This window comes from Micromonospora sp. NPDC023814 (genome assembly GCF_040639595.1).
Lineage (GTDB): Bacteria > Actinomycetota > Actinomycetes > Mycobacteriales > Micromonosporaceae > Micromonospora.
Window position 1 is genome coordinate 111,086 of sequence record NZ_JBFAAF010000004.1, and the last position, 23,782, is coordinate 134,867.

At 76.8% G+C, this 23,782-nt stretch carries 20 protein-coding genes; 11 read left to right on the forward strand and 9 right to left on the reverse strand.

What is annotated here, in order from left to right; all coding sequences use genetic code 11:
• The first annotated feature begins 195 nt into the window (after positions 1–195).
• Together metF and AB0G14_RS03325 are read left to right on the forward strand one after the other, a co-directional pair.
• The gene (gene metF / locus AB0G14_RS03320; RefSeq protein ID WP_357693243.1) at positions 196–1,113 is read left to right on the forward strand and encodes a methylenetetrahydrofolate reductase [NAD(P)H]; all 918 of its coding nucleotides are present in this window, start codon (positions 196–198) and stop codon (positions 1,111–1,113) included.
• A 44-nt stretch (positions 1,114–1,157) separates the two neighbouring features.
• Positions 1,158–1,847: a CDP-alcohol phosphatidyltransferase family protein gene (locus AB0G14_RS03325; protein WP_350685695.1), complete on the forward strand. Its 690-nt coding sequence runs from the start codon at positions 1,158–1,160 to the stop codon at positions 1,845–1,847.
• Between the two features lie 80 nt (positions 1,848–1,927).
• Here the strand turns inward: AB0G14_RS03325 and crtI are convergent, their stop codons facing one another.
• From crtI to AB0G14_RS03360, 7 genes are all read right to left on the reverse strand, one after another.
• Complete coding sequence (gene crtI, locus AB0G14_RS03330) at positions 1,928–3,415, reverse strand: phytoene desaturase family protein (protein ID WP_357693246.1); 1,488 nt, start codon at positions 3,413–3,415, stop codon at positions 1,928–1,930.
• Positions 3,416–3,426: 11 nt separating this feature from the next.
• Complete coding sequence (locus AB0G14_RS03335; RefSeq protein ID WP_357693248.1) at positions 3,427–4,554, reverse strand: glycosyltransferase family 2 protein; 1,128 nt, start codon at positions 4,552–4,554, stop codon at positions 3,427–3,429.
• Entirely contained in the window at positions 4,551–5,429 is an 879-nt protein-coding gene (locus AB0G14_RS03340; RefSeq protein WP_357693250.1) for a carotenoid biosynthesis protein, read from the reverse strand. Before AB0G14_RS03340 ends, AB0G14_RS03335 begins: the two co-directional genes overlap by 4 nt.
• A complete protein-coding gene (locus AB0G14_RS03345) occupies positions 5,426–6,010 on the reverse strand; it encodes a GNAT family N-acetyltransferase (RefSeq protein ID WP_357693252.1) in 585 nt (194 codons plus the stop codon). Before AB0G14_RS03345 ends, AB0G14_RS03340 begins: the two co-directional genes overlap by 4 nt.
• Positions 6,007–6,771, reverse strand: coding sequence for a monooxygenase (locus AB0G14_RS03350; protein ID WP_357693356.1), 765 nt, complete (start codon positions 6,769–6,771; stop codon positions 6,007–6,009). Before AB0G14_RS03350 ends, AB0G14_RS03345 begins: the two co-directional genes overlap by 4 nt.
• A gap of 100 nt (positions 6,772–6,871) precedes the next feature.
• Complete coding sequence (locus AB0G14_RS03355; RefSeq protein ID WP_357693254.1) at positions 6,872–7,360, reverse strand: YbaK/EbsC family protein; 489 nt, start codon at positions 7,358–7,360, stop codon at positions 6,872–6,874.
• 120 nt (positions 7,361–7,480) lie between these two features.
• The gene (locus AB0G14_RS03360) at positions 7,481–8,449 is read right to left on the reverse strand and encodes an EamA family transporter (protein ID WP_357693256.1); all 969 of its coding nucleotides are present in this window, start codon (positions 8,447–8,449) and stop codon (positions 7,481–7,483) included.
• A 604-nt stretch (positions 8,450–9,053) separates the two neighbouring features.
• Here AB0G14_RS03360 and AB0G14_RS03365 point away from each other — a divergent pair.
• The 9 genes from AB0G14_RS03365 to AB0G14_RS03405 all read left to right on the forward strand — a co-directional run bounded on the left by AB0G14_RS03365 (position 9,054) and on the right by AB0G14_RS03405 (position 19,717).
• Entirely contained in the window at positions 9,054–9,503 is a 450-nt protein-coding gene (locus tag AB0G14_RS03365; RefSeq protein ID WP_357693258.1) for an SAV_6107 family HEPN domain-containing protein, read from the forward strand.
• Between the two features lie 90 nt (positions 9,504–9,593).
• The gene (locus tag AB0G14_RS03370) at positions 9,594–10,412 is read left to right on the forward strand and encodes a hypothetical protein (protein WP_357693260.1); all 819 of its coding nucleotides are present in this window, start codon (positions 9,594–9,596) and stop codon (positions 10,410–10,412) included.
• Complete coding sequence (locus tag AB0G14_RS03375; protein WP_357693262.1) at positions 10,409–12,091, forward strand: DNA polymerase Y family protein; 1,683 nt, start codon at positions 10,409–10,411, stop codon at positions 12,089–12,091. Before AB0G14_RS03370 ends, AB0G14_RS03375 begins: the two co-directional genes overlap by 4 nt.
• A 69-nt stretch (positions 12,092–12,160) precedes the next feature.
• Entirely contained in the window at positions 12,161–15,550 is a 3,390-nt protein-coding gene (locus tag AB0G14_RS03380) for an error-prone DNA polymerase (protein WP_357693264.1), read from the forward strand.
• 97 nt (positions 15,551–15,647) lie between these two features.
• Positions 15,648–15,824 (forward strand): hypothetical protein, encoded by a 177-nt coding sequence (locus tag AB0G14_RS03385; RefSeq protein WP_350712112.1) that lies wholly within the window; start codon positions 15,648–15,650, stop codon positions 15,822–15,824.
• A gap of 37 nt (positions 15,825–15,861) precedes the next feature.
• The gene (locus tag AB0G14_RS03390; protein ID WP_357693266.1) at positions 15,862–16,626 is read left to right on the forward strand and encodes a methyltransferase domain-containing protein; all 765 of its coding nucleotides are present in this window, start codon (positions 15,862–15,864) and stop codon (positions 16,624–16,626) included.
• A complete protein-coding gene (locus AB0G14_RS03395) occupies positions 16,623–17,774 on the forward strand; it encodes a nucleotide pyrophosphatase/phosphodiesterase family protein (protein ID WP_357693268.1) in 1,152 nt (383 codons plus the stop codon). The genes AB0G14_RS03390 and AB0G14_RS03395 overlap by 4 nt, the downstream gene beginning before the upstream one ends.
• A 172-nt stretch (positions 17,775–17,946) precedes the next feature.
• Positions 17,947–19,206, forward strand: a complete 1,260-nt coding sequence (locus AB0G14_RS03400) for a DNA polymerase IV (RefSeq protein ID WP_357693270.1) — start codon at positions 17,947–17,949, stop codon at positions 19,204–19,206.
• Between the two features lie 115 nt (positions 19,207–19,321).
• Positions 19,322–19,717, forward strand: coding sequence for a DUF3040 domain-containing protein (locus AB0G14_RS03405; protein ID WP_350685819.1), 396 nt, complete (start codon positions 19,322–19,324; stop codon positions 19,715–19,717).
• 280 nt (positions 19,718–19,997) lie between these two features.
• Here AB0G14_RS03405 and AB0G14_RS03410 read toward each other — a convergent pair whose 3' ends face one another.
• Positions 19,998–22,466 (reverse strand): transglutaminaseTgpA domain-containing protein, encoded by a 2,469-nt coding sequence (locus AB0G14_RS03410; protein ID WP_357693272.1) that lies wholly within the window; start codon positions 22,464–22,466, stop codon positions 19,998–20,000.
• A 16-nt stretch (positions 22,467–22,482) separates the two neighbouring features.
• A complete protein-coding gene (locus AB0G14_RS03415; protein ID WP_357693274.1) occupies positions 22,483–23,781 on the reverse strand; it encodes a DUF58 domain-containing protein in 1,299 nt (432 codons plus the stop codon).
• Position 23,782 lies beyond the last annotated feature (1 nt).

Genomic DNA, 23,782 nt, shown 5'->3' on the forward strand with positions numbered 1-23,782 from the left:
GGGATGTGGTCGGCGCCCTGCGGCTCGGGCACCGCCCCCGCGCGGACCGTTCGGCCCCCGAGCCGCAGGGCGGGCGTCGACCGGCGCCGGCCGCCCGGTCCCGGTGCGGTGGGGCGCGTCGACCCGCGTGCCGCCGGCGTCCCCCGCTGTGGGAAGGTCTCCGGCGCGGCGTGCCCCGCCCGCTAGAGTCGTGGGGTGGCGCTCGGTCTTCCCTCGGTCCTCCCCAATCCGCAGCCGGCGATCGGGGAGCTGATCCGTGACCACCAGCCGACCTTCTCGTTCGAGTTCTTCCCGCCCAAGACCGAGCAGGGCGAGCGGCTGCTGTGGCAGGCGATCCGCGAGCTGGAGTCGCTGCGTCCCTCGTTCGTCTCGATCACCTACGGCGCGGGCGGGTCGACCCGCGACACCACGGTCGCGGTCACCGAGCGGATCGCCACCGAGACCACCCTGCTGCCGATGGCCCACCTGACCGCGGTCGACCACTCCGTCGCCGAGCTGCGCCACGTCATCGGCCGGCTCGCCGGGGTCGGGGTGCGCAACGTGCTCGCCGTGCGGGGCGACCCGCCGGGCAACCCGGGCGGCGAGTGGGTCCGCCACCCCGAGGGCGTGCTCTACGCCGAGGACCTGGTCCGCCTGGTGCGCGACGCCGGCGACTTCAGCGTGGGGGTGGCGGCGTTCCCGTACAAGCACCCGCGCTCGCCCGACGTGGCCAGCGACACGGAGCACTTCGTCCGCAAGTGCCGGGCCGGCGCCGAGTTCGCGATCACCCAGATGTTCTTCGACGCCGACGACTACCTTCGGCTGCGCGACCGGGTCGCCGCGGCCGGCTGCGACACCCCGATCCTGGCCGGAGTGATGCCGGTGACCCAGATCGGCACGATCGAGCGTTCCGTGCAGCTCTCCGGGGCGCCCTTCCCACCGGCCCTGGCCGAGCGGTTCGCGGCGATCGCCGACGACCCGGAGGCGGTGCGCCGGCTCGGCGTCGAGCAGGCCAGCGAGATGTGCCGGCGGCTGCTCGACGAGGGCGTGCCGGGGATCCACTTCATCACCCTCAACCGCTCCACCTCGACCCGCGAGGTCTGGCACAACCTCCAGGTCGGCGCGCGGGTGTGACCGCACACGCCGCGACACCTGAGCGCCGCTGCGACGGTTGATCGGTGGTGGGCACACAGCTGAACTGGGACGAGTACGCCACGGCCTGGGCCCGGCTGCACGGGGGCTTCGACCCGCGGGCGGCGGCCCCGGTAGTCCGCGCCTGGCTGCGGTTCGCGTACCACGTCGGGTTCGTGCTGGGCCGGCTGCGGGTCGGCCCGACGCCGGTCACCGTGGTCGGCGTGCTGCTCTGCGCCTGCGTGCCGCTGTTCGCCGTACGGCCGCAGGACGGCCCCTTCCTCGGGGCGCTGTTCGTGCTGCTCGCCGCGGTGGCGGACAGCGTCGACGGCGCGGTGGCGGTGGCCACGAACCGCACCACCCGGCTCGGCTACGTCTACGACTCGCTGGCCGACCGGCTCGGCGAGGTCGCCTGGCTGGCCGCGTTCTGGCTGATCGGGGCGCCCGGGGCGCTCGTCGCGACCGCCGGCGCGCTCTCCTGGCTGCACGAGTACGTGCGCGCCCGCGCGGTCTCCGCCGGCATGCGGGAGATCGGCGCGGTGACCGTGGGGGAGCGCCCCACCCGGGTCTCGGTCGCCCTGGTCGGGCTCCTGCTGGCCGGGCTGACCGGGCTGATCGAGCCGGACCTGGCGGCCGGCACCATCACCATGGCGACCGCCGTCTGGGTGCTGCTGGCCGGCTTCGGGCTGGGCCAGCTCCTCTCCGCCGTCCGCCGCGCCCTGATCGACGCCGGCTGACCGGGCTGCCGAGGTGTGAGGAAGGGGCCCTTCCTCTACCTCAGGCGTTAAGAAGGTGCCCTTCCTTACATCAGCCGGCCCTACCAGGCGGGGCCGATCTCGTCGGCGACGATCTGGGCGGAGAGCGTCACCATCGGCAGGCCGCCCCCGGGGTGGCTGGAGCCGCCGACCAGCCACAGCCCGTGCGCCGGGCCCCGGTTGGCCGGCCGGAGCAGGCCGCCGGCGGTGCCGTAGATCGACCCGCCCGGGGCGCCCGTCGCGTCGGCCAGGTCGGCCGGGGTGCGGACCTCCCGGAACACCAGCCGGTCCCGCACGTCGACGCCGCGCTCGGCCAGCACGTCGAGGACCCGGTCGGCGTACGCCTCGGCGAGGCCGGGCCGGCGCCAGTCGACCGCGCCGGCGGCGGTGCCGTGCCGGGGCGCGTTGACCAGCACGAACCACGCCTCGTGGCCGGCCGGACGGACCATCGGGTCGTCGGCCACGGTGACGAAGACGGTGGGGTCCGCCGCCGGTCGGGCGCGCACGCCGCGCCCCGGCTGGCCGAAGACCGCGTCGAACTCGGCGTCGTAGTCGCGGGGGAAGAACACGGTGTGGTGGGCCAGCCCCGAGCCCCCGGCGACGCCGAGCAGCAGCACGAAGCCGGCCAGGCTGCGGTCGGTCAGCCCGGCCAGCCGGCGCGGGCTGGGCAGCAGGTCCCGGTAGAGGGTCAGCGCGTCGACGTTGGCCACCACCACGTCGGCGGGGACCGGCGCGGTGACGCCGCGCAGGCGTACGCCGTGCACCCGGCCGCCCGCGGCGTCGATCCGGGTGACCGTGGCGCCGGTCTGCACGACCACGCCGAGGTCCAGGCAGCGGGTCAGCAGCGCGTCGGCGAGCCTGCCCAGCCCGCCGCGCAGGTACCACCCGCCGAAGGCCAGTTCGGCGTACGGCACGGCGACCAGCGCGGCCGGCGCGCGGCGCGGGTCGGCGCCGGTGTAGGTGGCGTACCGGTCGAGCAGCATCCGCAGCCGGGGGTCGGACAGGTGCCGCCGGCCCAGCCCGCGCAGCGTCCGGCCGGGCCCGATGGCGGCCAGGTCGCCCAGCCGCCAGGCCAGCGCGGCCAGGTCCAGCGGGGAGCCGATCGGGCGGCGCAGGACGTCCTGGTGCGACGCCTGCCAGACCCGCGCGGCCCGGCGCCACAGCCGCTGCCAGTCCGCCGCGGCCCGGTCGCCGAAGGCCGCGCCGATCCGGGCGGCGAACTCGGCCGGGTCGGCGCACGAGTCGAGGGCCGGGCCGCCGCCGGGGAAGACGTGCCGCACGATCGGGTCCACCGGCACCAGGTCCAGGTACTCGTCGAGCTTCGCGCCGGTCGCCTCGAACAGGTCGTGGAAGACGTCGGGCAGGGTGAGCAGGCTCGGCCCGGTGTCGAAGTGGAACGGGCCGGCCGGGGTGTCGTGGACGTACCGGCCGAGCTTGCCGCCCACCGTGTCCGCGCGTTCGAGCACGGTGACCTCGTGCCCGGTGGCGGCCAACCGGGCGGCGGTGGCCAGCCCGCCCACCCCGGCGCCGACGACCACGATCCGCGCCATGCCGCGCCTCCCTAGGTGACGGGGCGGCCGCGCCAGGACAGGCGTCGCCGCTTCCGCAGATGGTACGACCGCAGGGTCAGCCAGCCGAGGACCACGACCGACACGGGGTGTGCCAGCGCGTCGGGCCACCACCGCCCGCCGGTCGCCCGGGCGCTGACCACCCGCCCGGCCACCCCGAGCAGGTAGGCGACCAGCGCCGCGGCGGCCACCGCCGGCGTGCCGGCGGCCAGGGCGCCCGCCGCCAGCAGCGGGGGAGCGGTGTACAGCAGGAGCAGCAGGACCACCACCGCGGCGGCGGCCCCCGGGTGGCCGAAGGTCGCCCAGAGCGACTTCGTGTAGCCGTCGCGCAGCTGCGGCCAGTCCTCGTACATCCGGCAGGCGGCCAGCCGGGAGCCGTCGGCGAGGGCGATCCGGCCGCCGGCCCGCTTGACCGCGCGGGCCAGCTCGATGTCCTCCAGGATCCTGTCCGCTACTGCGGCGTGCCCTCCGGCCGCGTCGTAGCCCGCCCGGTCCACCACCAGGAACTGCCCGCCCGCGGCGGCCAGCGACGGCCGCGGCGAGCGCTCCATCGCCCGCAGCGGCAGGAAGGTCAGCCACAGCCACTGCAACAGCGGCTGGACCAGCCGGTCGGCCGCCGTCGCCACCAGGATCCGGGGGTACGGAGACAGCAGCGTCACCCGCGCGGCGCGCAGCTCGGTGACCGCCGCCGCGACCGCGTCCGGGGCGAGCACCACGTCGGCGTCGACGAAGACCAGGACGGTCGCCGTGGGGTCGGCGCGGGCGGCCAGCTGCCAGCAGGCGTGCGGCTTGCCCAGCCAGCCCGGCGGCGGTGCGACCCCGTCGAGCAGGGTGACCCGGGGATCGTCGCCGGCCACCGCGCGGACCACCTCCGCCGTGCCGTCGGTCGACCCGTCGTCGAGCACCACGACGCGCAGCGCCGGCACGCCCCGCTGGGCGAGCAGCGCGCGCAGGCAGGGGGCGACCCGCCCGGCCTCGTCGCGCAGCGGCAGCAGCACCGCCACGGGCTCGGTGACCGGCGCCGGCCGGTCGGTCGGGCGGCGCAGCCAGCGGCCGGCGTTGACCAGGGTGTGCGCGGTCAACGCGGCGACGCCGAGCAGCAGCGCGAGGGCGGCGGTCATGCCGTCGCGTCGACGCCGGGGCGCTGCGGCTGACGGGGCTGAATCCGGTCGTCGCGGCGGGAGCGGACCAGCGTCACCGCCAGCGGCACGGCGGCCACCGCCATGCCGGCCGCGCCCCACAGCGCCGAGGCGGGCAGGTCGAGGAAGACCGCGTGGGCCAGCACGCTGGAGAAGTACGTCCACAGCCAGAGCGCGAACATCGGGTGGTCCCGCCCGTCGGTGCCGGCGACGGCGGGCCCGGCCAGCGGGCGCAGCGCGCCCATCATCAGCACGGCGAAGAGCAGCCAGCCCAGGTAGTTGCTCACCGGGATGCCGGGCAGGCCGGGCAGCGCGGGGGTGGCGTCCCGCCAGACCCAGTAGCCCTCGGCCACCATCTGCGGGTCGAGGAAGAGGTCCCAGGCGCCCAGCCCGACGGCGGCCAGCGCGATCCGCCGGACGGGGAACCGGCCGCCCCGGCGTCCCGGTCGGCCCCCGGCGTCACCCCGGCGCCCCGGCAGGTCTCCGGCGTCGCCGCCGGTCAGCCGGGTGGCGGCCAGCCAGGCCGGCCAGGCCATCCACGTCCAGGCCAGCGGGATGATCAGCGGCACTCCGGCCAGCTTCGGCCCCAGCTCGCCGGAGTAGTCGTAGCCGCCGAACGGGAAGCCGGTGGCCACGCCGAGCGCCTCGATGGCGAATCCGCCGACGGTGGCCACCGCCACCAGCGCCGCCGCCGTACGCGGGCCCCGGCTGAGCAGCGCGTGGCCGACCGAGAGCAGGTAGCCGAGCACGACGGTGGCGACGGTCAGCCGGGCCCGGGTCTGCCCGGTGGTCAGCGGGTAGCAGATCTGCGCCAGCACCAGCACGGCCAGCAGCGCCCAGGACAGCCGCCGGGTCACGGCGCGGCCCGACCGGGCCGGCCGGGCGGGGCGGGCGCCGGCGGCTCCAGCGGCAGGTCCCGGCCGAGCACGCCGAACGGGCGCTCGTCGCCGGGGAAGTGGAAGTGGCGCAGGACGTCGACGAAGCCGAACCGGCGGTACAGCCGCCAGGCCCGGGACCGCTGCTCGTCGGCCTCCGGCGTGGAGAGCAGGGTGGTCGTCCCCTCCGCCAGGGTGAGCAGGGCCCGCAGCTGCCCCGCGCCCAGGCCGTGCCCCTGCGCGGGCGGCCGGACGTGCAGCTCCACCACCTCGAAGCAGTCGGTCAGCCAGCGCTGCCGGGCCGGGGTGTGCAGCGCCCGCCACACCTGGTCGTGCCACCACTGCCCGGGGGCGCCGAGGTAGCCGTAGCCGAAGCCGGCCAGGTGACCCTCGCTGGTCAGGCTGGCGACGGCGCGGAAGCCGGGCCGGCGTACGTGGGTGGCGATGTAGCCGCGCCGCGCCTCCAGCAGGTCGGTGCGGTACCCCATCGCCTCGCCGTAGACGGCCACCACGTCGTCCAGCCGCCGGACGAGATCGTCCGGTGTCCACCGCACCAACCTCATGACCGTGCACCCTCCACCGCTCCCGGGCCGCCGTCCGCGACCCACCCCAGCACCGCCCGGTCACCGACCACGTCGCGCACCTCGAACCGTGCGAAGAGTTCCTCCGCGTACCACCCCTCGGTGGGGGTCCGCATGATCGCGGCGCGGTGCTCCGGGTGACGGTACGCGAACGCCACGAGGTCCGCCGGGTCACGCCACACGCTCACCGTGCCCTGCCAGCCCAGCGGGGCCTCGCCGACGCCGAACCGGGCCAGCAGGCCGGGCGCGGCGTGCAACGCGGCGGCCACCGGGGGGATCGCCCGCCAGAAGGTGACTGCCCGCCGGGGGCGCAGCCGGGCCCGGGTCAGGGCCAGCACCGGGCCGGTGACCCGGCCGCCGGGCGGCTCCCCGAACGGCCGGCGGCCCGACCACTCGCCCCGGCTGCTCAGCGGGCGCAGGTCGACCCGGACGGCCGCGCGGGAGAGACGCGCCCAGGCGCGCCCCACCGGCGAGTCGTCGAAGCGGGCGGACGCGGCGGGGGAGTCCCACACGGTCAGCGCCGCCCACCGGGTCAGGTCGGCGTCGCCTGGTCCGAAGCCGGTGCCGGTCCCGGTGCCGAGCAGCTTGCCGAACCGTACGCCGGGCAGCGCGCGCAGTCGGCGGGGGTCGACCGCCATCCGGGTCAGCGCCCGGGGCAGCGCGGCGCGGGAGGTGCGCCACACGTGCAGGGTGACCAGCCCCGGGACGCCGTCCACGCCGTCGGTGCCGTTGCTGAGCCCGATGGTCCGCTCGCTCCGCTCGCTCACGCCACCGCCTCGCTCTGCTCGACGGCGGCGCGAGGCGCCACGCTGCTGAGCCCGATGGTTCGCTCGCTCCGCTCGCTCACGCCACCTCGGCCGGCGTGCCGCCGGTGACCCGCAGCAGTTCCCGGTACGTGGTGGGGAAGACCGCCTGCGGGACGCCACCGGCCGCCCAGATCTCGTCGTACCGCTCGAGGGCGGTGTCGACCAGGGTGCGCAGTGGGCGCGGGTGGCCGACCGGGGCGACCCCGCCGATCACCTGCCCGGTGTGCGCGCGGACGAAGTCCGGGGTGGCCCGGCGCAGCCGGGTGATCCCGATGGACGCGGCCAGGCCGGCGGTGTCCACCCGGTGCGCGCCGGAGGTGAGCACCAGCAGCGGCGCGCCGTCCGCCTCGAAGACGAGCGAGTTGGCGATCTGGCCGACCCCGACGCCGAGCGACTCGGCGGCGGCCGCGGCGGTGTGGACCGCGTCGGGCAGCAGGCGGACGGCGCTCGGCGCGCCGGACCCGTCCCGCGCGCCTGCGGCGTCGAGCACGTCCTGCACCGCCCGTACGTTCGGGTGTGGCTGCATGCCGCCATTCTTCCCGGTACGCCCGCCGCCGGCGCACCCGGCCACGCCGGCTCCCTTCGCGCAGGGCGCGGCCGGCACGGCGTCGCGGGCCGGGGTCGTGGGCCGGCCGCTCCGGTCGGCTCAGCGGGGGACGGCGACGGCGTCCGGCGCGGGCGGCGCGGTGGCCCGGGGCGCGGCGACCCGGGCCGTCTCGGCCAGCGCGACGCCGACCAGCACCAGGAGCCCGCCGGCGAGCTGGGCGGTGTTGAGCGCCTCGCCGGCGCCGAGGACGACCCAGGCGACCGCCGAGGCGATCACCGGCTCGACCATGCCGACGATCCCGACGCTGGTCGCCGGGAGGTGCCGCATCGCCCCGGCGACCAGCAGGTACGGCACGATCGAGCCGAGCACCACCACGTACCCGCAGAGCAGCGCCACCGGCACGCCCCGGTCGGTGTCGGCGGTCAGCGGCTCCCAGCCGCCGGCGCCCACGGTGACGGCGCGGGTGAGCAGGCCCGCCACGGCGGAGGCGCCGAAGGCCCAGGTGCACAGCGACAGCGTGTCCCGTCGCGCCACGCCGTGCGAGCCGAGCACGTAGTAGCCGGCGAGGAAGACCGCGGCGCCGAGGCCGGCGAGCACGCCGAGGCCGTCCAGCTTCAGCTCGCCCCACACCTCGGCCACGCAGCCGAGGCCGAGCAGGCTCAGCGCCAGGCCGGCCCAGAGCCGCGGGCGTACGCGGTGGCGCTGGCCGAACCGGGCCCAGAGGGCGACCAGCAGCGGGGCGGTGTACTCGAACAGCAGCCCGATCCCGACCGGCAGCCGGGAGATGGCGACGAAGTAGAGCATCGGCACGGCGAAGAAGCCGGTCAGCCCGTACCCGATCAGCAGCGGCAGTTGGCGGGGGGTGACCCGGAGCCGGCGCGCCCCCGGGCGCAGCAGCAGGCTCAGGGCCAGCAGCCCGGTGACGGCGCCGACGGCGCGCAGCAGGGTGAGCTGCGGTGCGTCCAGGCCGGCGCGGAGCACCAGCTTGGAGACCGTGCCGTTGACGGCGAACAGCGCTCCCGAGCCGAGCACCATGGCGACCCCGAGGGCGGGGCGGGGGGTTGTCACGAGCGGAGGCTACCGCCGCCCTCGTCAGGGCCGTAAGGACCACCAGTCGTTACGTCGGTCGCACCGCCCGCCGGTGCGCCGCTCGGGCCGGCGTGCCCCGGATCCTCGGTCGCCCCGCCCGGCTTGGCGCGGTACGCCGCCGTGGCCGCGCCGGCGGGCGCCGGGAGCTGCCGCCCGACAGGGCGTGGCGCGTGGGGACGGCCGGCCGACTCCCGCGCGCCACACGTTGCATTTTCGTCGGAGGGAGGGTGTACTGTCAGCAGTAGTTAGAACGAGTGTTCGATTGCCTCGAACGCCCGTTCCAAACAGCCCGGGGTGGTGTTTCGCGGCGCCGGTCCCGGGCGGTGCGGCTCCGCGGGCCGCACCTGGGTCCCGGGCAGTCGCGAGCCCGGCCCGTCAGGCAGGAGCGTCGCCCGCCGCCCACGACCCCCGGGCGGCGGGCGACGAACCCGCCGGTTGTGCCGGCCGGGTGTGGTGTGGGGAAGCGTCCACACCCGGCCGGCCCCATCCGGTGCGTCTTCCTCCGCACCACTCGACCCGGCGTCCCGCCGGCGGACCAGCTCCGCCCTCAGGGGCGGCTCGGCCACGTGGAGGAGACAGTCCCATGCCGACCAACCCGGCTCAGGCACCGACGGTGCCGGCGCACGTGCTGCCGCACCGCACCCCCGCCCAGCTTCTCGCGGTGGCCCGCCACGGGCTGGCCGAGGCCGCCCAGACCCGCCCCGACGGCCTCCGCTACGCGGCCGCCCACCTGGCCGCGCTGCGCGCGGCGGCGGCCCTGCTCGCCGCCCGGGCGCGTCCCACCCCGGCCCGGCGCAACCGGATCACCAGCGTCTGGGTCCTGCTCTCCGGTGTCGCCCCCGAGCTCGACGAGTGGGCCCGGTTCTTCGCCCTCGGCGCCGGCAAGCGCGCCGCCGCCGAGGCCGGCATCCCGCGGGTCGTGACCGCCCGGGAGGCCGACGACCTGCTGCGCGCCGCCGAACAGTTCGTCGCGGTGGTGGAGGCCGCGCTCGGCGTGGCCCACCAACCGGCGCTCGACGGCCTCGCCGCCTGATCCGTGGCGCCCGGCCCGCCCGGCGGGGGGAGCCGGGCGGCCGGGCGCCACGCGCACATCCGATCGACAGCACGACAGGGGGTAGGTCCGATGGCGGGCCGGATGGTGGTCGGTTCCGCCGCACTGGCCGCTCTGGTGCGTCCGGCGAGCGCGCCGGATCCGGCGGGCGGTCACCGGGTGCTGCCGGTGGCCCCGGAGCTGACCGGGCTGCTGCCCAACCGGGGGCTGCGGCGCGGCAGCACGATCGCGGTCGCCACCGGTCAACCCCGGCGCAGCGGCGGCACCTCGCTGGTCCTGGCGCTGCTCGCCGAGGCGTCCCGGGCCGGTTCGTGGTGCGCCGTGGTGGGGGTGCCGACGTTCGGGGCGGGCGCGGCCGCCGAGCTCGGCATCGCCCTGGACCGGCTCGCCCTGGTGCCCCATCCGGGCCCGGAGTGGGCCACCGTCGTCGCCGCGCTGATCGACGGGGTGGACGTCGTGGTCACCGCCGTGCCGGCGACGGTCTCCGCCTCGGTCGCCAACCGGCTGGCCGCCCGGGCCCGGCAACGGGGCAGCGTCCTCGTCCCGTACGGGCGGTGGGACGGCGCGGACGTGACCCTCCAGGTGGTCCGGGGAGCCTGGGAGGGGCTCGGGACGGGCCGGGGCCGGCTGCGCCGCCGCGAGGTCACCGTCTCGGCGCGTGGGCGCGGGGCCGCCGCCCGCCCCAAGGAGATCAGGATGTGGCTGCCCGGGGACGGGCTCACCCGGGTCGTTCCCCGCTCCGCCCCCGGCCCTGCCGCCGGGTCCGTCACCGGCCGGTCGGCCGCCGGCCGGCTCCGCCCGGTCGCCGCGTCCACCGTGTCCGCCCCGCCGGCCGTCTCGTCCGCCGACACCTCCCGGCGCGGCCCGCTCACCCTGGTCGGTCCGGCATGACCGGTGCGCCGGTGCGGACCCTGCTGCTCTGGTGCCCGGACTGGCCGGTGCTCGCCGCCGAGATCGTCGACGGGGTGCCCGCCACCGGCCCGGTCGCCGTGCTGCACGCCAACCGGGTGGTCGCCTGCTCGGAGCGGGCGCGCGCCGAGGGGGTGCGCCGGGGGCTGCGCAAACGGGAGGCGCAGGGGCGCTGCCCGCAGCTCGCCGTGGTCGAGTACGACCCGGGGCGGGACGCCCGGGCGTTCGAGCCGGTGGTCGCCGCGGTCGAGGAGCTGGTCGCGGGCGTCGAGGTGGTGCGTCCCGGCGCGTGTGCGGTGGCGGCCCGGGGGCCGAGCCGCTACCTGGGGGGAGAGGAGGCGGCCGCCGAGCGGATCGTCGAGCACGTCGCCCAGGCGTGCGCGGTGGAGAGCCAGGTCGGCATCGCCGACGGGGTCTTCGCCGCCGGGCTGGCCGCCCGCGCCGGGCAGGTCGTCCCGCCCGGCGCGACACCGCGGTTCCTCGCCGACCTGCCGGTCGAGGCGCTCGGCCGGCAGGCCCTGACCGACCTGCTGCGCCGGCTCGGCGTACGCACCCTGGGTGACTTCGCCGCGCTGCCCTCCGGCGACGTGCTGGCCCGGTTCGGCTTCGACGGCGCGCTCGCCCACCGGCTGGCCGCCGGGCGGGACCACCGTCCACTCGCCGTCCGGCAGCCTCCGGCCGACCTCGCGGTCACCGCCGACCACGACGAGCCGCTCGACCGGGTCGACACGGCGGCCTTCGCCGCCCGGGCGCTGGCCGAGCGGCTGCACGACCGGCTCGCCGCGCACGGGCTGGCCTGCACCCGCCTCGGCATCGAGGCAGTCACCGCGCACGGCCAGGAGCTGCACCGGGTCTGGCGGCACGACGGGCTGCTCAGCTCGGCCGCCATCGCGGACCGGGTGCGCTGGCAGCTCGACGGCTGGCTGTCCGGTGGCGCCGGCCGGGGCGGCGCCCGCCCGGCCCGGCCGACGGCGGGCATCATCCGGCTGCGGTTGGTCCCCGACGGGGTGATCGCCCAGGCCGGCCTGCAACCCGGCCTGTGGGGGGAGGCCGGCGAGGAGCGGGAGCGGGCGCACCGGGCGTTGAGCAGGGTGCAGGGCATCCTCGGCCCCGAGGCTGTGGTCACCGCGGTGCTCGGCGGCGGCCGTTCGCCCGCCGACCAGGTGCGCCTGGTGCCGTGGGGGGACGAACGCCTGCCGGCCCGCCCCGGCCCACCGCCCCTGCCGGACGGGCCGTCGGACCGGCCGGGTCAGTCGTCCCTGCCGGACCGGCCGTCGCCGCTGTCGGACCGGCCGTCGCCGCTGTCGGGCCGGCCGTCGGCGCGGTCGGGCGAGCCGCCGTGGCCGGGCCGGCTGCCGCCGCCCGCGCCGGCGGTGGTGCTGCCCGACCCGCTCGCCGCGGCCGTGCACGACGCCGCCGGCGAGCCGGTCGTGGTCAGCGCGCGGCTCCAGGTCAGCGCCGCGCCGGCCCGGCTGACCGTGGGCACCGCGCGGCCCGCCGAGATCGTCGGCTGGGCCGGCCCGTGGCCGGTCGACGAGCGCTGGTGGGCGCCGGCCGAGGCCCGCCGCCGGGCCCGGTTCCAGGTCTGCCTGGCCGACGGCACGGCCCTGCTGCTCGCGGTGGAGGCCGGGCACTGGCTGGTGGAGGCGATCTATGACTGAGGGCGCCCGGCCGACCGCGGGCGTCGCCGCCGAGCGGCAGCGGCACGACGTCAACCCGGCGGGGCCCCGATGAGCTTCCACAACCCGAAGCTGCCCTGGTCGGAGCTGGAACGCGTGCTCTCCGGCCGGAAACCCCGTGCCGGGCGGGCCGACGGGCAGGGCGGCCGGTCGCGTGACGAGCGGCACCTGCACGTGGTCGACCCGCTGGCCGTGGACGCCGACGGCGGCGACTCTCCCGCCTGGAGCCGCAAGCGGGAGCACTACCAGCCACCGGAGCTGACCCGCCCCGACGGCGTGGTGCCGTACGCCGAACTGCACGCCCACACCAACTTCAGCTTCCTCGACGGCGCCAGCCACCCCGAGGAGCTGGCCGAGGAGGCCGCCCGGCTGGGGCTCACCGCGCTCGCCGTCACCGACCACGACGGCTTCTACGGGGTGGTGCGCTTCGCCGAGGCGGCCCGCGCGCTGCACCTGCCGACGATCTTCGGCGCCGAGCTCTCCCTGGACCTGCCCGGCCCGCAGAACGGCGAGCCCGACCCGCTCGGGCGGCACCTGCTGCTCCTGGCCCACGGCCACGAGGGGTACGCCCGGCTCGCCTCGACCATCGCCCGCGCCCAGCTGCGCGGCGGCGAGAAGGGCCGACCGGTCTACGGCGAGCTGGAGGAGGTCGCCGCGGAGCTGCGCGACCACGTGCTGGTGCTCACCGGCTGCCGCAAGGGGCACGTGCCGGCGGCGCTGCTCACCGAGGGGGTGGACGCGGCGGCCCGCGAGCTGGACCGGCTGACCGCCCTCTTCGGCGCGGAGACGGTGGCGGTGGAGCTGACCGACCACGGGCACCCGGTCGACGCCGACCGCAACGACGCGCTCGCCGAGCTGGCGGCGGCGGCCGGCCTGCCCACGGTGGCCACCAACAACGTGCACTACGCCACCCCGGGCCGGCGCCGGCTGGCCACCACCGTCGCCGCCGTACGGGCCCGGCGCAGCCTGGACGAGATCGACGGCTGGCTGCCCGCGGCCGGTACCGCCCACCTGCGCAGCGGGGCCGAGATGGCGACCCGGTTCGCCGCGTACCCGGGGGCGGTGGCCCGGGCCGCCGAGTTCGGGGCCGAACTCGCCTTCGACCTCCAGCTCGTCGCGCCGCGGCTGCCGGCGTACCCGGTGCCGCCGGGGCACACCGAGATGAGCTGGCTGCGCCACCTGACCGAGCGGGGGGCGCGGGAGCGCTACGGCCCCCGGGAGGCGCACCCGAGGGCGTACGCGCAGCTCGACCACGAGCTGAACATGATCGAGGAGCTGGGCTTCCCCGGCTACTTCCTGGTGGTCTACGACATCGTCGCGTTCTGCCGCGAGCAGGACATCTACTGCCAGGGCCGGGGCTCGGCGGCCAACTCGGCGGTCTGCTACGCGCTGCGGATCACCAACGTGGACGCGGTCCGGCACCGGCTGCTCTTCGAGCGGTTCCTCGCCCCGGAGCGCGACGGCCCGCCCGACATCGACGTGGACATCGAGTCCGACCGCCGGGAGGAGGTCATCCAGCACGTCTACGCCCGGTACGGCCGGGAGCACACCGCCCAGGTCGCCAACGTCATCTCCTACCGGCCCCGCTCGGCGGTGCGGGACGTGGCCAAGGCGTTCGGCTTCTCGCCCGGCCAGCAGGACGCCTGGAGCAAGCAGATCGACCGGTGGGGCTCGGTCGCGGCGGTCGACGTGGAGGACATCCCCGAGCAGGTGGTCGCGTACGCCAACGAACTGCAGACGTTCCCCCGGCACCTGGGCATCCACTCCGGCGGGATGGTGATCTGCGACCGTCCGGTGATCGAGGTCTGCCCGGTGGAGTGGGGGCGGATGCCCGGCCGCAGCGTGCTGCAGTGGGACAAGGACGACTGCGCCGCCGTCGGCCTGGTCAAGTTCGACCTGCTCGGGCTCGGCATGCTCTCCGCGCTGCACTACGGCTACGACATGATCGGGATGAGCCTGGACCTCGGCGGCATGGCGCTGGACGACCCGGAGGTCTACGACATGCTCTGCCGGGCCGACTCGGTCGGGGTGTTCCAGGTGGAGAGCCGCGCCCAGATGGCCACCCTGCCGAGGCTCAAGCCCCGCTGCTTCTACGACCTGGTGGTCGAGGTGGCGCTGATCCGGCCCGGCCCGATCCAGGGCGGCTCGGTGCACCCGTACATCCGGCGCAAGAACGGCGAGGAGCCGGTGACCTACCCGCACCCGCTGATGCGCAACGCGCTGGAGAAGACCCTCGGCGTGCCGCTGTTCCAGGAGCAGCTCATGCAGCTCGCCATCGACCTGGCCGGCTTCGACGCCGCGGAGGCCGACCAGTTGCGCCGGGCGATGGGCGCCAAGCGCTCCGTCGAGCGGATGGCCCGGATCGCCGAGCGCCTCTACGCGGGCATGGCGGAGCGGGGCATCACCGGCGAGCTGGCCGACGACGTGTACCGCAAGCTCTCCGCGTTCGCCAGCTACGGCTTCCCGGAGAGCCACGCGATGAGCTTCGCCTACCTGGTCTACGCCAGCTCCTGGCTCAAGCGCTACCACCCGGGCCCGTTCCTGGCCGCGCTGCTCAACGCCCAGCCGATGGGCTTCTACTCCCCGCAGACCCTGGTCGACGACGCCCGCCGGCACGGCGTCGAGGTCCGCCGGCCCGACATCAACGCCAGCGGCGCCAAGGCGGTGCTGGAGTCCCTCCCGCAGACCCGCTGGGGCAGCGCGCCGGGGGAGCCGCCACACGCCTGGGGGCTGGGCGGCCCGGCCGTCCGGCTCGGGCTCTCCGCCGTGCGTACCCTCGGCGACGAGGTGGCCGAGCGGATCGAGACGGAGCGGACGGCGCACGGGCCGTACCGCGACATGGCGGACCTGGCCCGGCGCGTGGGTCTCACCGCCGCGCAGCTGGAGGCGCTGGCCACCACGGACGCCTTCGCCTGTTTCGGGCTGTCCCGGCGGCAGGCCCTCTGGGCGGCCGGCGCGGCGGCCCAGGACCGGCCGGGCCGCCTGCCCGGCACGGTGACCGGCGCGGCCGCGCCCACCCTGCCCGGCATGGAGGCGGTGGACCGGCTGGTCGCCGACGTGTGGGCGACCGGGCTGTCGCCGGAGAGTCACCCGGCCCGCTTCATCCGCCCGCAGCTCGACGCCCTCGGCGCGGTGCCGATCGCCCGGCTCGGCCGGGTGGAGCCGGGTCGGCGGATCCGGGTCGGCGGGATCGTCACCCACCGGCAGCGCCCCGCGACCGCCGGCGGGGTCACCTTCCTCAACCTGGAGGACGAGACGGGGATGCTCAATGTCACTTGCTCCCCGGGGCTCTGGCAGCGTTACCGTCGAATCGCCCGCACCAGCGCGGCGCTGGTGGTGCGCGGCCGGTTGCAGCGGCACGAGGGAGTCACCAACCTCACCGCCGACCGGCTGGACGCCATCGAGCCGCCGGTCAGCCCGGCATCGCGCGATTTCCGTTGACGGCAGTGATCCACATTACGGTTTTTCGCCGCCGATGGCGGGAGACTCCTGCTCGCGCGGGCAGAGCGGCCTGCGTGGCACGAGGGGGAATGAACCGATGACGGGGAATCACGGATACAGCGGTGGAGTGGCCAACTCCCGGCGGACCCGGCTCAACGCCGGTTGGACCCCGGCACACCACACCGAACCGCGCGAGTACGAGATCACCGAGGGTCCGGTGGCCAACGCCCTGCGGTCGCGGGCCGAGGAGGACGGCGCCACCGGCGAGTCCTGACCGCCTCCCCGGGCGGTCCCCGTCGGGGCTGGACCGGGTGACTAGGCTCGACCGGGTGGAGCAGACCCCAGGCCGGCTCGCCGGGCCGCCGCTGACCCCCCGTACCGCCGTGATCTGGTCGGTGCTGCGCGCCGAGCTGGAGCGCCGTGGCGACACCGCGCTGACCGTGCTCGACGTCGGCGGCGGCACCGGCGGCTTCGCCGTCCCGCTCGCCCAGGCCGGGCACCGGGTGACCGTGGTCGACGCCAGTCCCGACGCGCTCGCCGCGCTGACCCGCCGGGCCGCCGAGGCCGGCGTCGCCGAGCGGGTCCGCGCCGTGCAGGGCGACGGCGACGCGCTCGCCGGGCTGGTCGAGCCGGGCAGCGCCGACCTGGTGCTCTGCCACGCCGTGCTGGAGGTGGTCGACGACCCGGCGCCGGTGGTGACCGCGCTGGCCGCCGCGCTGCGCCCGGGCGGCGCCGCGAGTGTGCTGGTCGCCGGCCGGGCCGCCGCGGTGCTCGGCCGGGCGATGAACGGGCACCTGGACGTCGCCGCCGCGCTGGCCGCCGATCCGGCCGGCACCGCCGGCGCCCGGGACACGCTGCGCCGGCGCTACGACGCCGAGACCGTCGCCGCGCTGCTCGGCGCCGCCGGGCTCGTGGTCGAGGAGATCCACGGCGTACGCGTGCTCGCCGACCTCCTCCCGGCCGCCGTCGCGGACGGTCAGCCGGCCGCCCTGGTGGAGCTGGAGCGGGCGCTCGCCGGGCGGGCCCCCTGGCGGGACCTCGCCGCACAGTTGCACCTGTTCGCCCGTCGCCCGTGACCGATCCGCTGGAGATCGTCGGGCCGCGCTACGGCGGCGGCAGCCTCGCCGACGTCCTGCCCAGCGCGCTCGCCGTGCTCGGCGTGCCCGGCGCCACCGACCCGCTCGGGCTGGGCGCCGCGCTGGCCGGGGTGCGCCGGGTGGCGGTGCTGCTGGTGGACGGCCTCGGCTGGCACCAGATCCCGACCGCCGCGCCGTACGCGCCGGCCCTGGCCGGGCTCGCCGCGACCGTGGGCCGGCCGCTGACCTCCGGCTTCCCGTCCACCACGCCGACCAGCCTGGTGACGCTGGGCACCGGCGCCGCGCCCGGCGCGCACGGCGTGCTCGGCTTCACCCTGCGGGTGCCGGGCACCGACCGGGTGCTCAACCACATCGAGTGGGCGGCCGACCCGGAGCCGCGGCGCTGGCAGCCCGTCCGCACCCAGCTCGAACGGGCCCGGGCGGCCGGCGTCGCGGTGACGGTGGTGAGCCGGCCGGAGTTCGGCGGCAGCGGGCTGACGGTGGCCGCCAACCGGGGCGGCGACTACCGCGGCGCGGCCGGCGTCGACGCGCTCGCCGCGCGGATGCTCACCGCCCTGGCCACCGGGCCGGGGCCCACCCTGGTCTCCGGCTACCACCCCGACCTGGACCGGCACGGCCACGTCACCGGCGTCGACTCGGCGCCCTGGCGGATCGCCGCGGCGGAGGTGGACCGGCTGCTCACCCGGCTCGTCGACGGGTTGCCGCCCGACGCCGCGCTGCTGGTCACCGCCGACCACGGCCAGCTCGACGTGCCGGCCGGGCACCGCGTCGACCTGGACACCGATCCCCGGCTGCGCGCCGGGGTGGCGGTGGTCGCCGGCGAGCCCCGGGTCCGCTACCTGCACGTCACGCCCGGGGCCCGGGACGACGTCGTGGCCGCCTGGACGGCGGTGCTCGGCCCCGCGGCCCGGGTCCGCACCCGCGAGGAGGTGGTGGCCTCCGGCTGGTTCGGCCCGGTGCGGGAGGAGCACCTGCTCCGCATCGGCGACGTGGTGGTCGTCTGCAACGCCACGTACGCGGTGACGGCCTCCCGGTCCGAGCCGCCGATGGTGTCGCGGCTGGTCGCGTACCACGGGGCCGACACCGCGGCCGAGATGACCATCCCGCTGCTGGTCGTACGCGGCTGACGGGCGGGCGGCCGGCCGTCCCGCCGGAGGGCCCGCCCGCACAATCTCCCACCAGGACCGCCCGCTGCTCGTGCACCGGCTCGAACACCCCGCGGCGGCCCGGCGGCGACGTCCAGCGGCACGCCGCCGGCCGTCCGGGCGGCCTGTCGGAGGCGCCCGCTAACCTGCGGGGATGGGTCGCAGCCAGTCGTTGCCCCGGGGAGGCGATCCCCGGTTCGGGCCGGACGCCGACGACTCCGGCTGCCCGATCCTGCACGTCGACATGGACGCGTTCTTCGCCTCGGTCGAGGTCCGCCGCCGGCCGGAACTGCGCGGCCGGGCCGTCGTGGTCGGCGGGGTCGGCCCGCGCGGGGTGGTCAGCTCCGCCAGCTACGAGGCCCGGCGCTACGGCGTCCGCAGCGCCATGCCCACCGCGCGGGCCCGCGCGCTCTGCCCGCACGCGGTCTACCTCCCGCCGGACTTCGCGCAGTACTCGGCGGCCTCCCGGGCGGTCATGCAGATCTTCCGGGACGTCACCCCGCTGGTGGAGCCGCTCTCGCTCGACGAGGCGTTCCTCGACGTGGCCGGGGCCCGGCGGCTCTTCGGCTCCCCGGCCGCCATCGCCCGGCGGATCCGCGAGCGCGTCGACGGGGAGCAGGGGCTGACCTGTTCGGTCGGGGTCGCGCCGAGCAAGTTCGTGGCCAAGCTCGGCTCGACCCGCGCCAAGCCCGACGGGCTGCTGGTCGTCCCGGCCGCCCGGGTGCTCGACTTCCTGCACCCGCTGCCGGTGTCGGCGCTGTGGGGGGTGGGGGAGCGGTCCACCGAGACGCTGCGCCGGCTCGGCCTGGCCACCATCGGCGACCTCGCCGAGGCACCGGTCGGCATGCTGCGCAAGGCGCTCGGCGAGGCGTCCGCGACCCACCTGCACGAGCTTGCCTGGGGGCGGGACCCACGCCGGGTCAGCCCCGAGCAGGTCGAGAAGTCGATCGGCGCGGAGGTGACCTTCGACGCCGACGTGGCCGATCCCCTGGAGATCCGCCGGGCGCTGCTCGCCCTCGCCGAGAAGGTCGGCGCCCGGCTGCGCCGGGCCGGGCAGGTCGGGCGGACGGTGTCGCTGAAGGTGCGGCTGGCCGACTTCCGCACCGTCAACCGGTCGCGCACGTCGGGTGTGCCGACCGACGTCGCCCGGGAGATCTTCGACACGGTCTGGGCGCTCTACGTCGCGCTCGACCCGGGAGAGCGCATCCGCCTGGTCGGCGTCCGGGTCGAGGGCCTCGCCCCGGAGCAGGAGACCCCGCGGCAGCTCGCCCTCGGCGCGCCCGAGCGGGGCTGGCGGGAGGCGGAAGCTGCCGCCGACGCCGCGGCTGCCCGTTTCGGGCGGTCCGTCATAGGTCCGGCCAGTCTGCTCGGGGTCCGGGACGGGCGACGAAATGAAAATCCACCCCGGCCGTAGGTCGTCCCGCTTTCCGACGCGCGAGGGCCCTCGTAGACTTGCGGGTAAGCAGCCGGTTGGCTGCCACGGTCTGTCGGCCCGACCGGGCCGACCCACGTGACCGGGGAGGAGTGCCGTGCCGCTCTCGGAGCACGAGCAGCGGCTGTTCGAGCAGATCGAGCGGTCGCTTGCCGAGGACCCCAAATTCGCCTCGGCCGTGCGCGCCAGCGATCCGCGTTTCCACGCGCGGCGTCGTCTGCTCGTCGCTGCCGGCGTGATCATCGCTGGGCTGGCCCTGTTGGTCTATGGCGCGGTGATCAAGACTCCGCCGCTGGCAGTGGCGGGTTTTGTCGTCATGCTGGCCTCGGCCGCGTTCGCGGTGCAGTCGCATCGTCGGGCGCAGTCACCCGACCTGCACGTCGTGGGAGGCACGACGAGTCGTCGCCGCCCCCGCGGTCGTACGGGTCGGCGGCCCTCGATCCTCGACCGGATGGAGGACCGGTGGCGGCAGCGCCCGGAGGGGCACCGCTGAGCCCGGCCCGCCGCTGAGGCGGGTCGCACCACCGCGACGACGAACCGCATCGCCGGCACCCCCGGCGACCTGAGGCGTTTCCGCGCGCTCCCCGCCGGCTCGCCCGGGCCGGCCTCTGGCGCCCGCGCGCCTTCAGGGAAGGCCCCGGTGGCCTTGGCGCCCGCACTCCTCCGAGGCCTGCCCGCCACCCGCCACTTGTGCGGCAGCCGGCGCCGCGACGGGAACGGACCGGGAGCGGCGAGGTCGCCTCTCCCGGCCCGTCCGAGTGGGGCCGTGCGGGTCAGCGGGCCATGCGGTCGGCCAGCAGGCGCCGCGGGCTCCAGCGCAGCAGTCGGGAGCGGGCGCGCGCGCCCGCCGCCAGCAGCCGGGACGACGCGTCGGCCGTGGCCAGTCGCCAGCGCAGCAGCACCGAGGGCGGCAGCACCGCCGCCACCAGGCGGGTACGCCGGTCGGCCCGCGCGGCGAGCGCGCCGCGGATGGTGCGCAGGGCCGGCGGGAGGTGCTCGCCGGTGAGCGGGTCGCGCGCGTAGCGGGCGCGCTCCTCGGCGCGGCCGAGCAGCCGTACCGCCGTGGTGGCCTCGGCGTCGGCGGCCAGCGCCTCCCGGGACAGCCGGTCGGCCGTGGCCCGCGGCGTCTCCGTCCGGTCCACCCGCACCCGGTAGTCCACCAGCGTGTCGAGCAGCTCGTCCCAGGCGGCGTGCGCGTCCGCCCGGGCCCGCTCGGCGTCCACCAGGACCACCATGCGCTGCCCGTCGGTGGGCGCGTCGCCGGCCTCCCTCGCCCGGACGGCGGTCGGGGCCGGCGTCGCCGGGCCGCTGCGCCGCCTCCGCAGGGCCAGCCGGCGCAGCGCCGGCAGGGCGAGCAGGGCCAGCAGGAGGAGCACCGCGCCGGCCGCGTACCAGGGCCAGACGGGTGCCTGCTCGGCCGGGGCCGCCGCGCCGAGGGCCAGGCCGGAGTCGGGGTCCTCCTCGGGGCCCTCGGGGCCCGCCGGGCCCGCCGACGGGTCGCTCTCGCCGACGGGGGCCGACGGGCCCGGGGCCGGCGCGTCGTCCTCGGTGGCGTCGATGTCGGGGGCCCAGGCCGACCGGGTCGAACCCGGCACGCCGATCGCGGGGGTCGCGTCGAACGGCACCCAGCCGACCCTGTCGAAGTAGACCTCCGTCCAGGCGTGCAGGTTCCGGTTGGTCAGCGTGTAGGTGCCGCCGCTGGAGTTGCTGCCGTTGGTGAACCCGAACGCCACCCGGGCCGGGATCCCGGCGGCCCGGACCAGCCACGTCATCGCGGCGGCGTACTGCTGGCAGAAGCCGACCTTGTTGTTGAGGAAGTCGACGATCTCCTGGCCGCTGGTGCCGCCCTTGGTGCTGAACGAGTAGGTGAAGCCGTTGTCGGCGGAGAAGTAGTCGTAGATCCCGCGGACCTTGTCGTACTCGGTGTCCTTGTTCGCCACCAGGGTGCGGACCAGCTCCTCCACCTCGGGAATCGGCGGTGGCGCCGGGTGCGCGCGCCGCACCGGGTGGTCCGACGGCAGCGGTCGCGCCTGCCGCAGCGCCCCGGGGGTGTACGTCGAGCGCACGTAGTCGAACGCGTAGCGCTTGCCGCGGGAGTTGTCGCGGTTGGAGAAGATCACCTGCAGGTTCGGGTCGTACAGCCAGTTGCCGTTCAGGTCCTCGGTGCGCACCGGCTCGGTGTAGACCGGCAGCAGCGGCATGGTGAGGTTCTTCGTGACCTCGACCGTGGCCCGGTACGTCCGCTGCTCGACGCCCTCGCCGGACGGTGTCGGCAGGTTCTCGACGGAGCGGCCCCGGGGGTTGCCCACGTCGAAGCCGCTCGACTTCAGCTCGTCGGCGACGCCGAAGCGCAGGTAGAACGGGCTGGGCTCGTTGGTGGTGACCTTGACCAGGTCGGCCACCTCGGACTGGTTGAGCTGCCCGCTCAGCGCCGCGAACAGGTCGATCCGGCCCGGGGCCCCGCCCTGCCCGGGGCGCCCGCTGCCGTTGCCGGCGCCGGAGCCGGAGGTCAGGGTGTCGAGCAGCCCGCCGGTCATCCCCGGCACGGCCAGCGGCAGCGCCACGGCCAGCACCACGCCCACGACCGCGAGCCGCCGGCCGGCGGCGGCCAGCGGCGAGGCCTCCCAGACGTCGACGTCGCGGCCGTCGCCGGTGAACCGCCGGCCGAACCGGCGGACCCGGTCGACGTTGTCGGTCACCAGCAGCCAGAGGTAGCCGGCGGCGCCGACGACGAACGGCACCGGCGGGACGCTGTCGACGTAGACCGCGACGGGCACGGAGTAGATGGCCAGCATGGGCAGGCCGGCCAGCGCCGGCCGGCGCAGCCCGACGGCGAGCACGTCGACCACCACCGCCACGCCGGCGATCCCCAGCACGGTGATGAACAGCAGCGGGTCGGTGTCGGGCACCTCGACGCCGTAGGAGCGCATGTCCTCCAGCGACCCGCTGAACAGGTCGCCGAAGTGCGCGAAGGTCGCCGGCGTGGGCAGGAAGGCGAGCAACTCGGTGCCGCCGGGAAAGAGCCAGGTCAGGGCCAGCGTCAGGCCGGCCAGCATGCCGAGCACCTGCCCCCAGAGCGGCATCCGTGCCAGCCGGGCGAGCGCGGCCACGGCCGCGACCACGGCCACGGCGATGGTGGCCTGGATCAGCCACGTCCAGCGTTCGAAGATGGCCGAGAGCGGCGCCGCGGCGAGCAGCGTCGCCGCGGCGGCCACGAAGCCCAGGTTCCGGTGGGCGATCATGAGGGGACCCTTCCGTTCATCGCACGCCGCCGGCCACCGTCTCGGCCATCGCCGCCCGCAGGGCGAAGCCCTGCGAACCGCGGGCCGCCTGCGGCCACAACGCCGGCAACCGGGCGCCGTGGTCGACCCCGATCACCCGCCAGCCGCTCCGCAGCAGGGCGAGCGCGGCGGCGCTGTGCGCGTGGTCGGCCTCGGCCCGCGCCTTGGCGGGCAGGTTGAGCCAGGTGGAGCTGTCGAGCAGGAAACCGACGCAGGTCGCGCCGTTGCCCCGCAGCCCGGCCAGCAGCTCGGCCTCGGCCGTGCCCAGCGAACCGAACAGGCCGATGATCAGGCCGCCGTCCGCCCGCTGCCGGACCCGCTGCACCAGCGTGGTGAGCTCGACGTTCTTGTCGAGCCCGACCTCGGCGAGATGGTCGAGGAGCAGCCCGTCGCCGGCGGCCTCGGAGGCGTCGACGTCGGCCCCCGAGCCGGTGACCAGGCGCAGCTTGTAGCCGGCCTGCCGCAGGTGCACCGCGATGCTCGCGGCGGCGGAGACCGCCCACTCGAAGGACGCCGTCGGCCCGTCGCCCCGGTGGCCGTACGCGCGGGTGTCCAGCACGACGGTCGCCCGGCTCTCCCACGGCTGCTCCTCCCGGCGCACCATCAGCTCGCCGGTGCGCGCGGTCGACTTCCAGTGCACCCGGCGCAGGTCGTCGCCCACCCGGTACTCCCGGGTGGCGGCGTCGTCCTCGCCGTGCACGGCGACCGAGCGGGCCCGGCTGTCGCCGCTGCCGGCGTACTCGCCGGGCAGGCGTACCGAGGGCAGCGGGGTGACCTGCGGGATGACGGTCAGGTGGTCCGTGCTCGGGAAGGCGCGGCTGAGCTCGCACAGCCCGAACGGGTCGGTCATCCGGACCACCAGCGGACCCACCTCGTAGCGGCCGCGCACGTCGGCCCGCACCGTGTACGCCACCGAGCTGGCCTGGTGGGCGCCGAGCCGCTCCAGCACCACCCGCGGCCGGCTGCCCAGCGCGTACGGCAGCCGGTCCTCCAGCAGCAGGGTGCCGGTGGGCAGCCGGGACAGGTTCTGCAACCGCAGCACCACCCGGGAACTCGCCCCGACGGGCGTGCGGTGCGGGTCCAGCGACCGGTTGCAGGCCAGCTTGTAGCGGCTGCGCCCCACGTAGGCGGCGGCGAGCAGCGGCAGGACGGCCAGCAGGACGGCCACCCGGAGCAGGTCCTTCTCGCCGAGGATGCCGGCCGAGATCGCGGCCGCGACCGCGGCCGCCAGGAACGATCGGCCGCGGGTCGTCAGCCCTCGCAGCCCGTCTCGCACG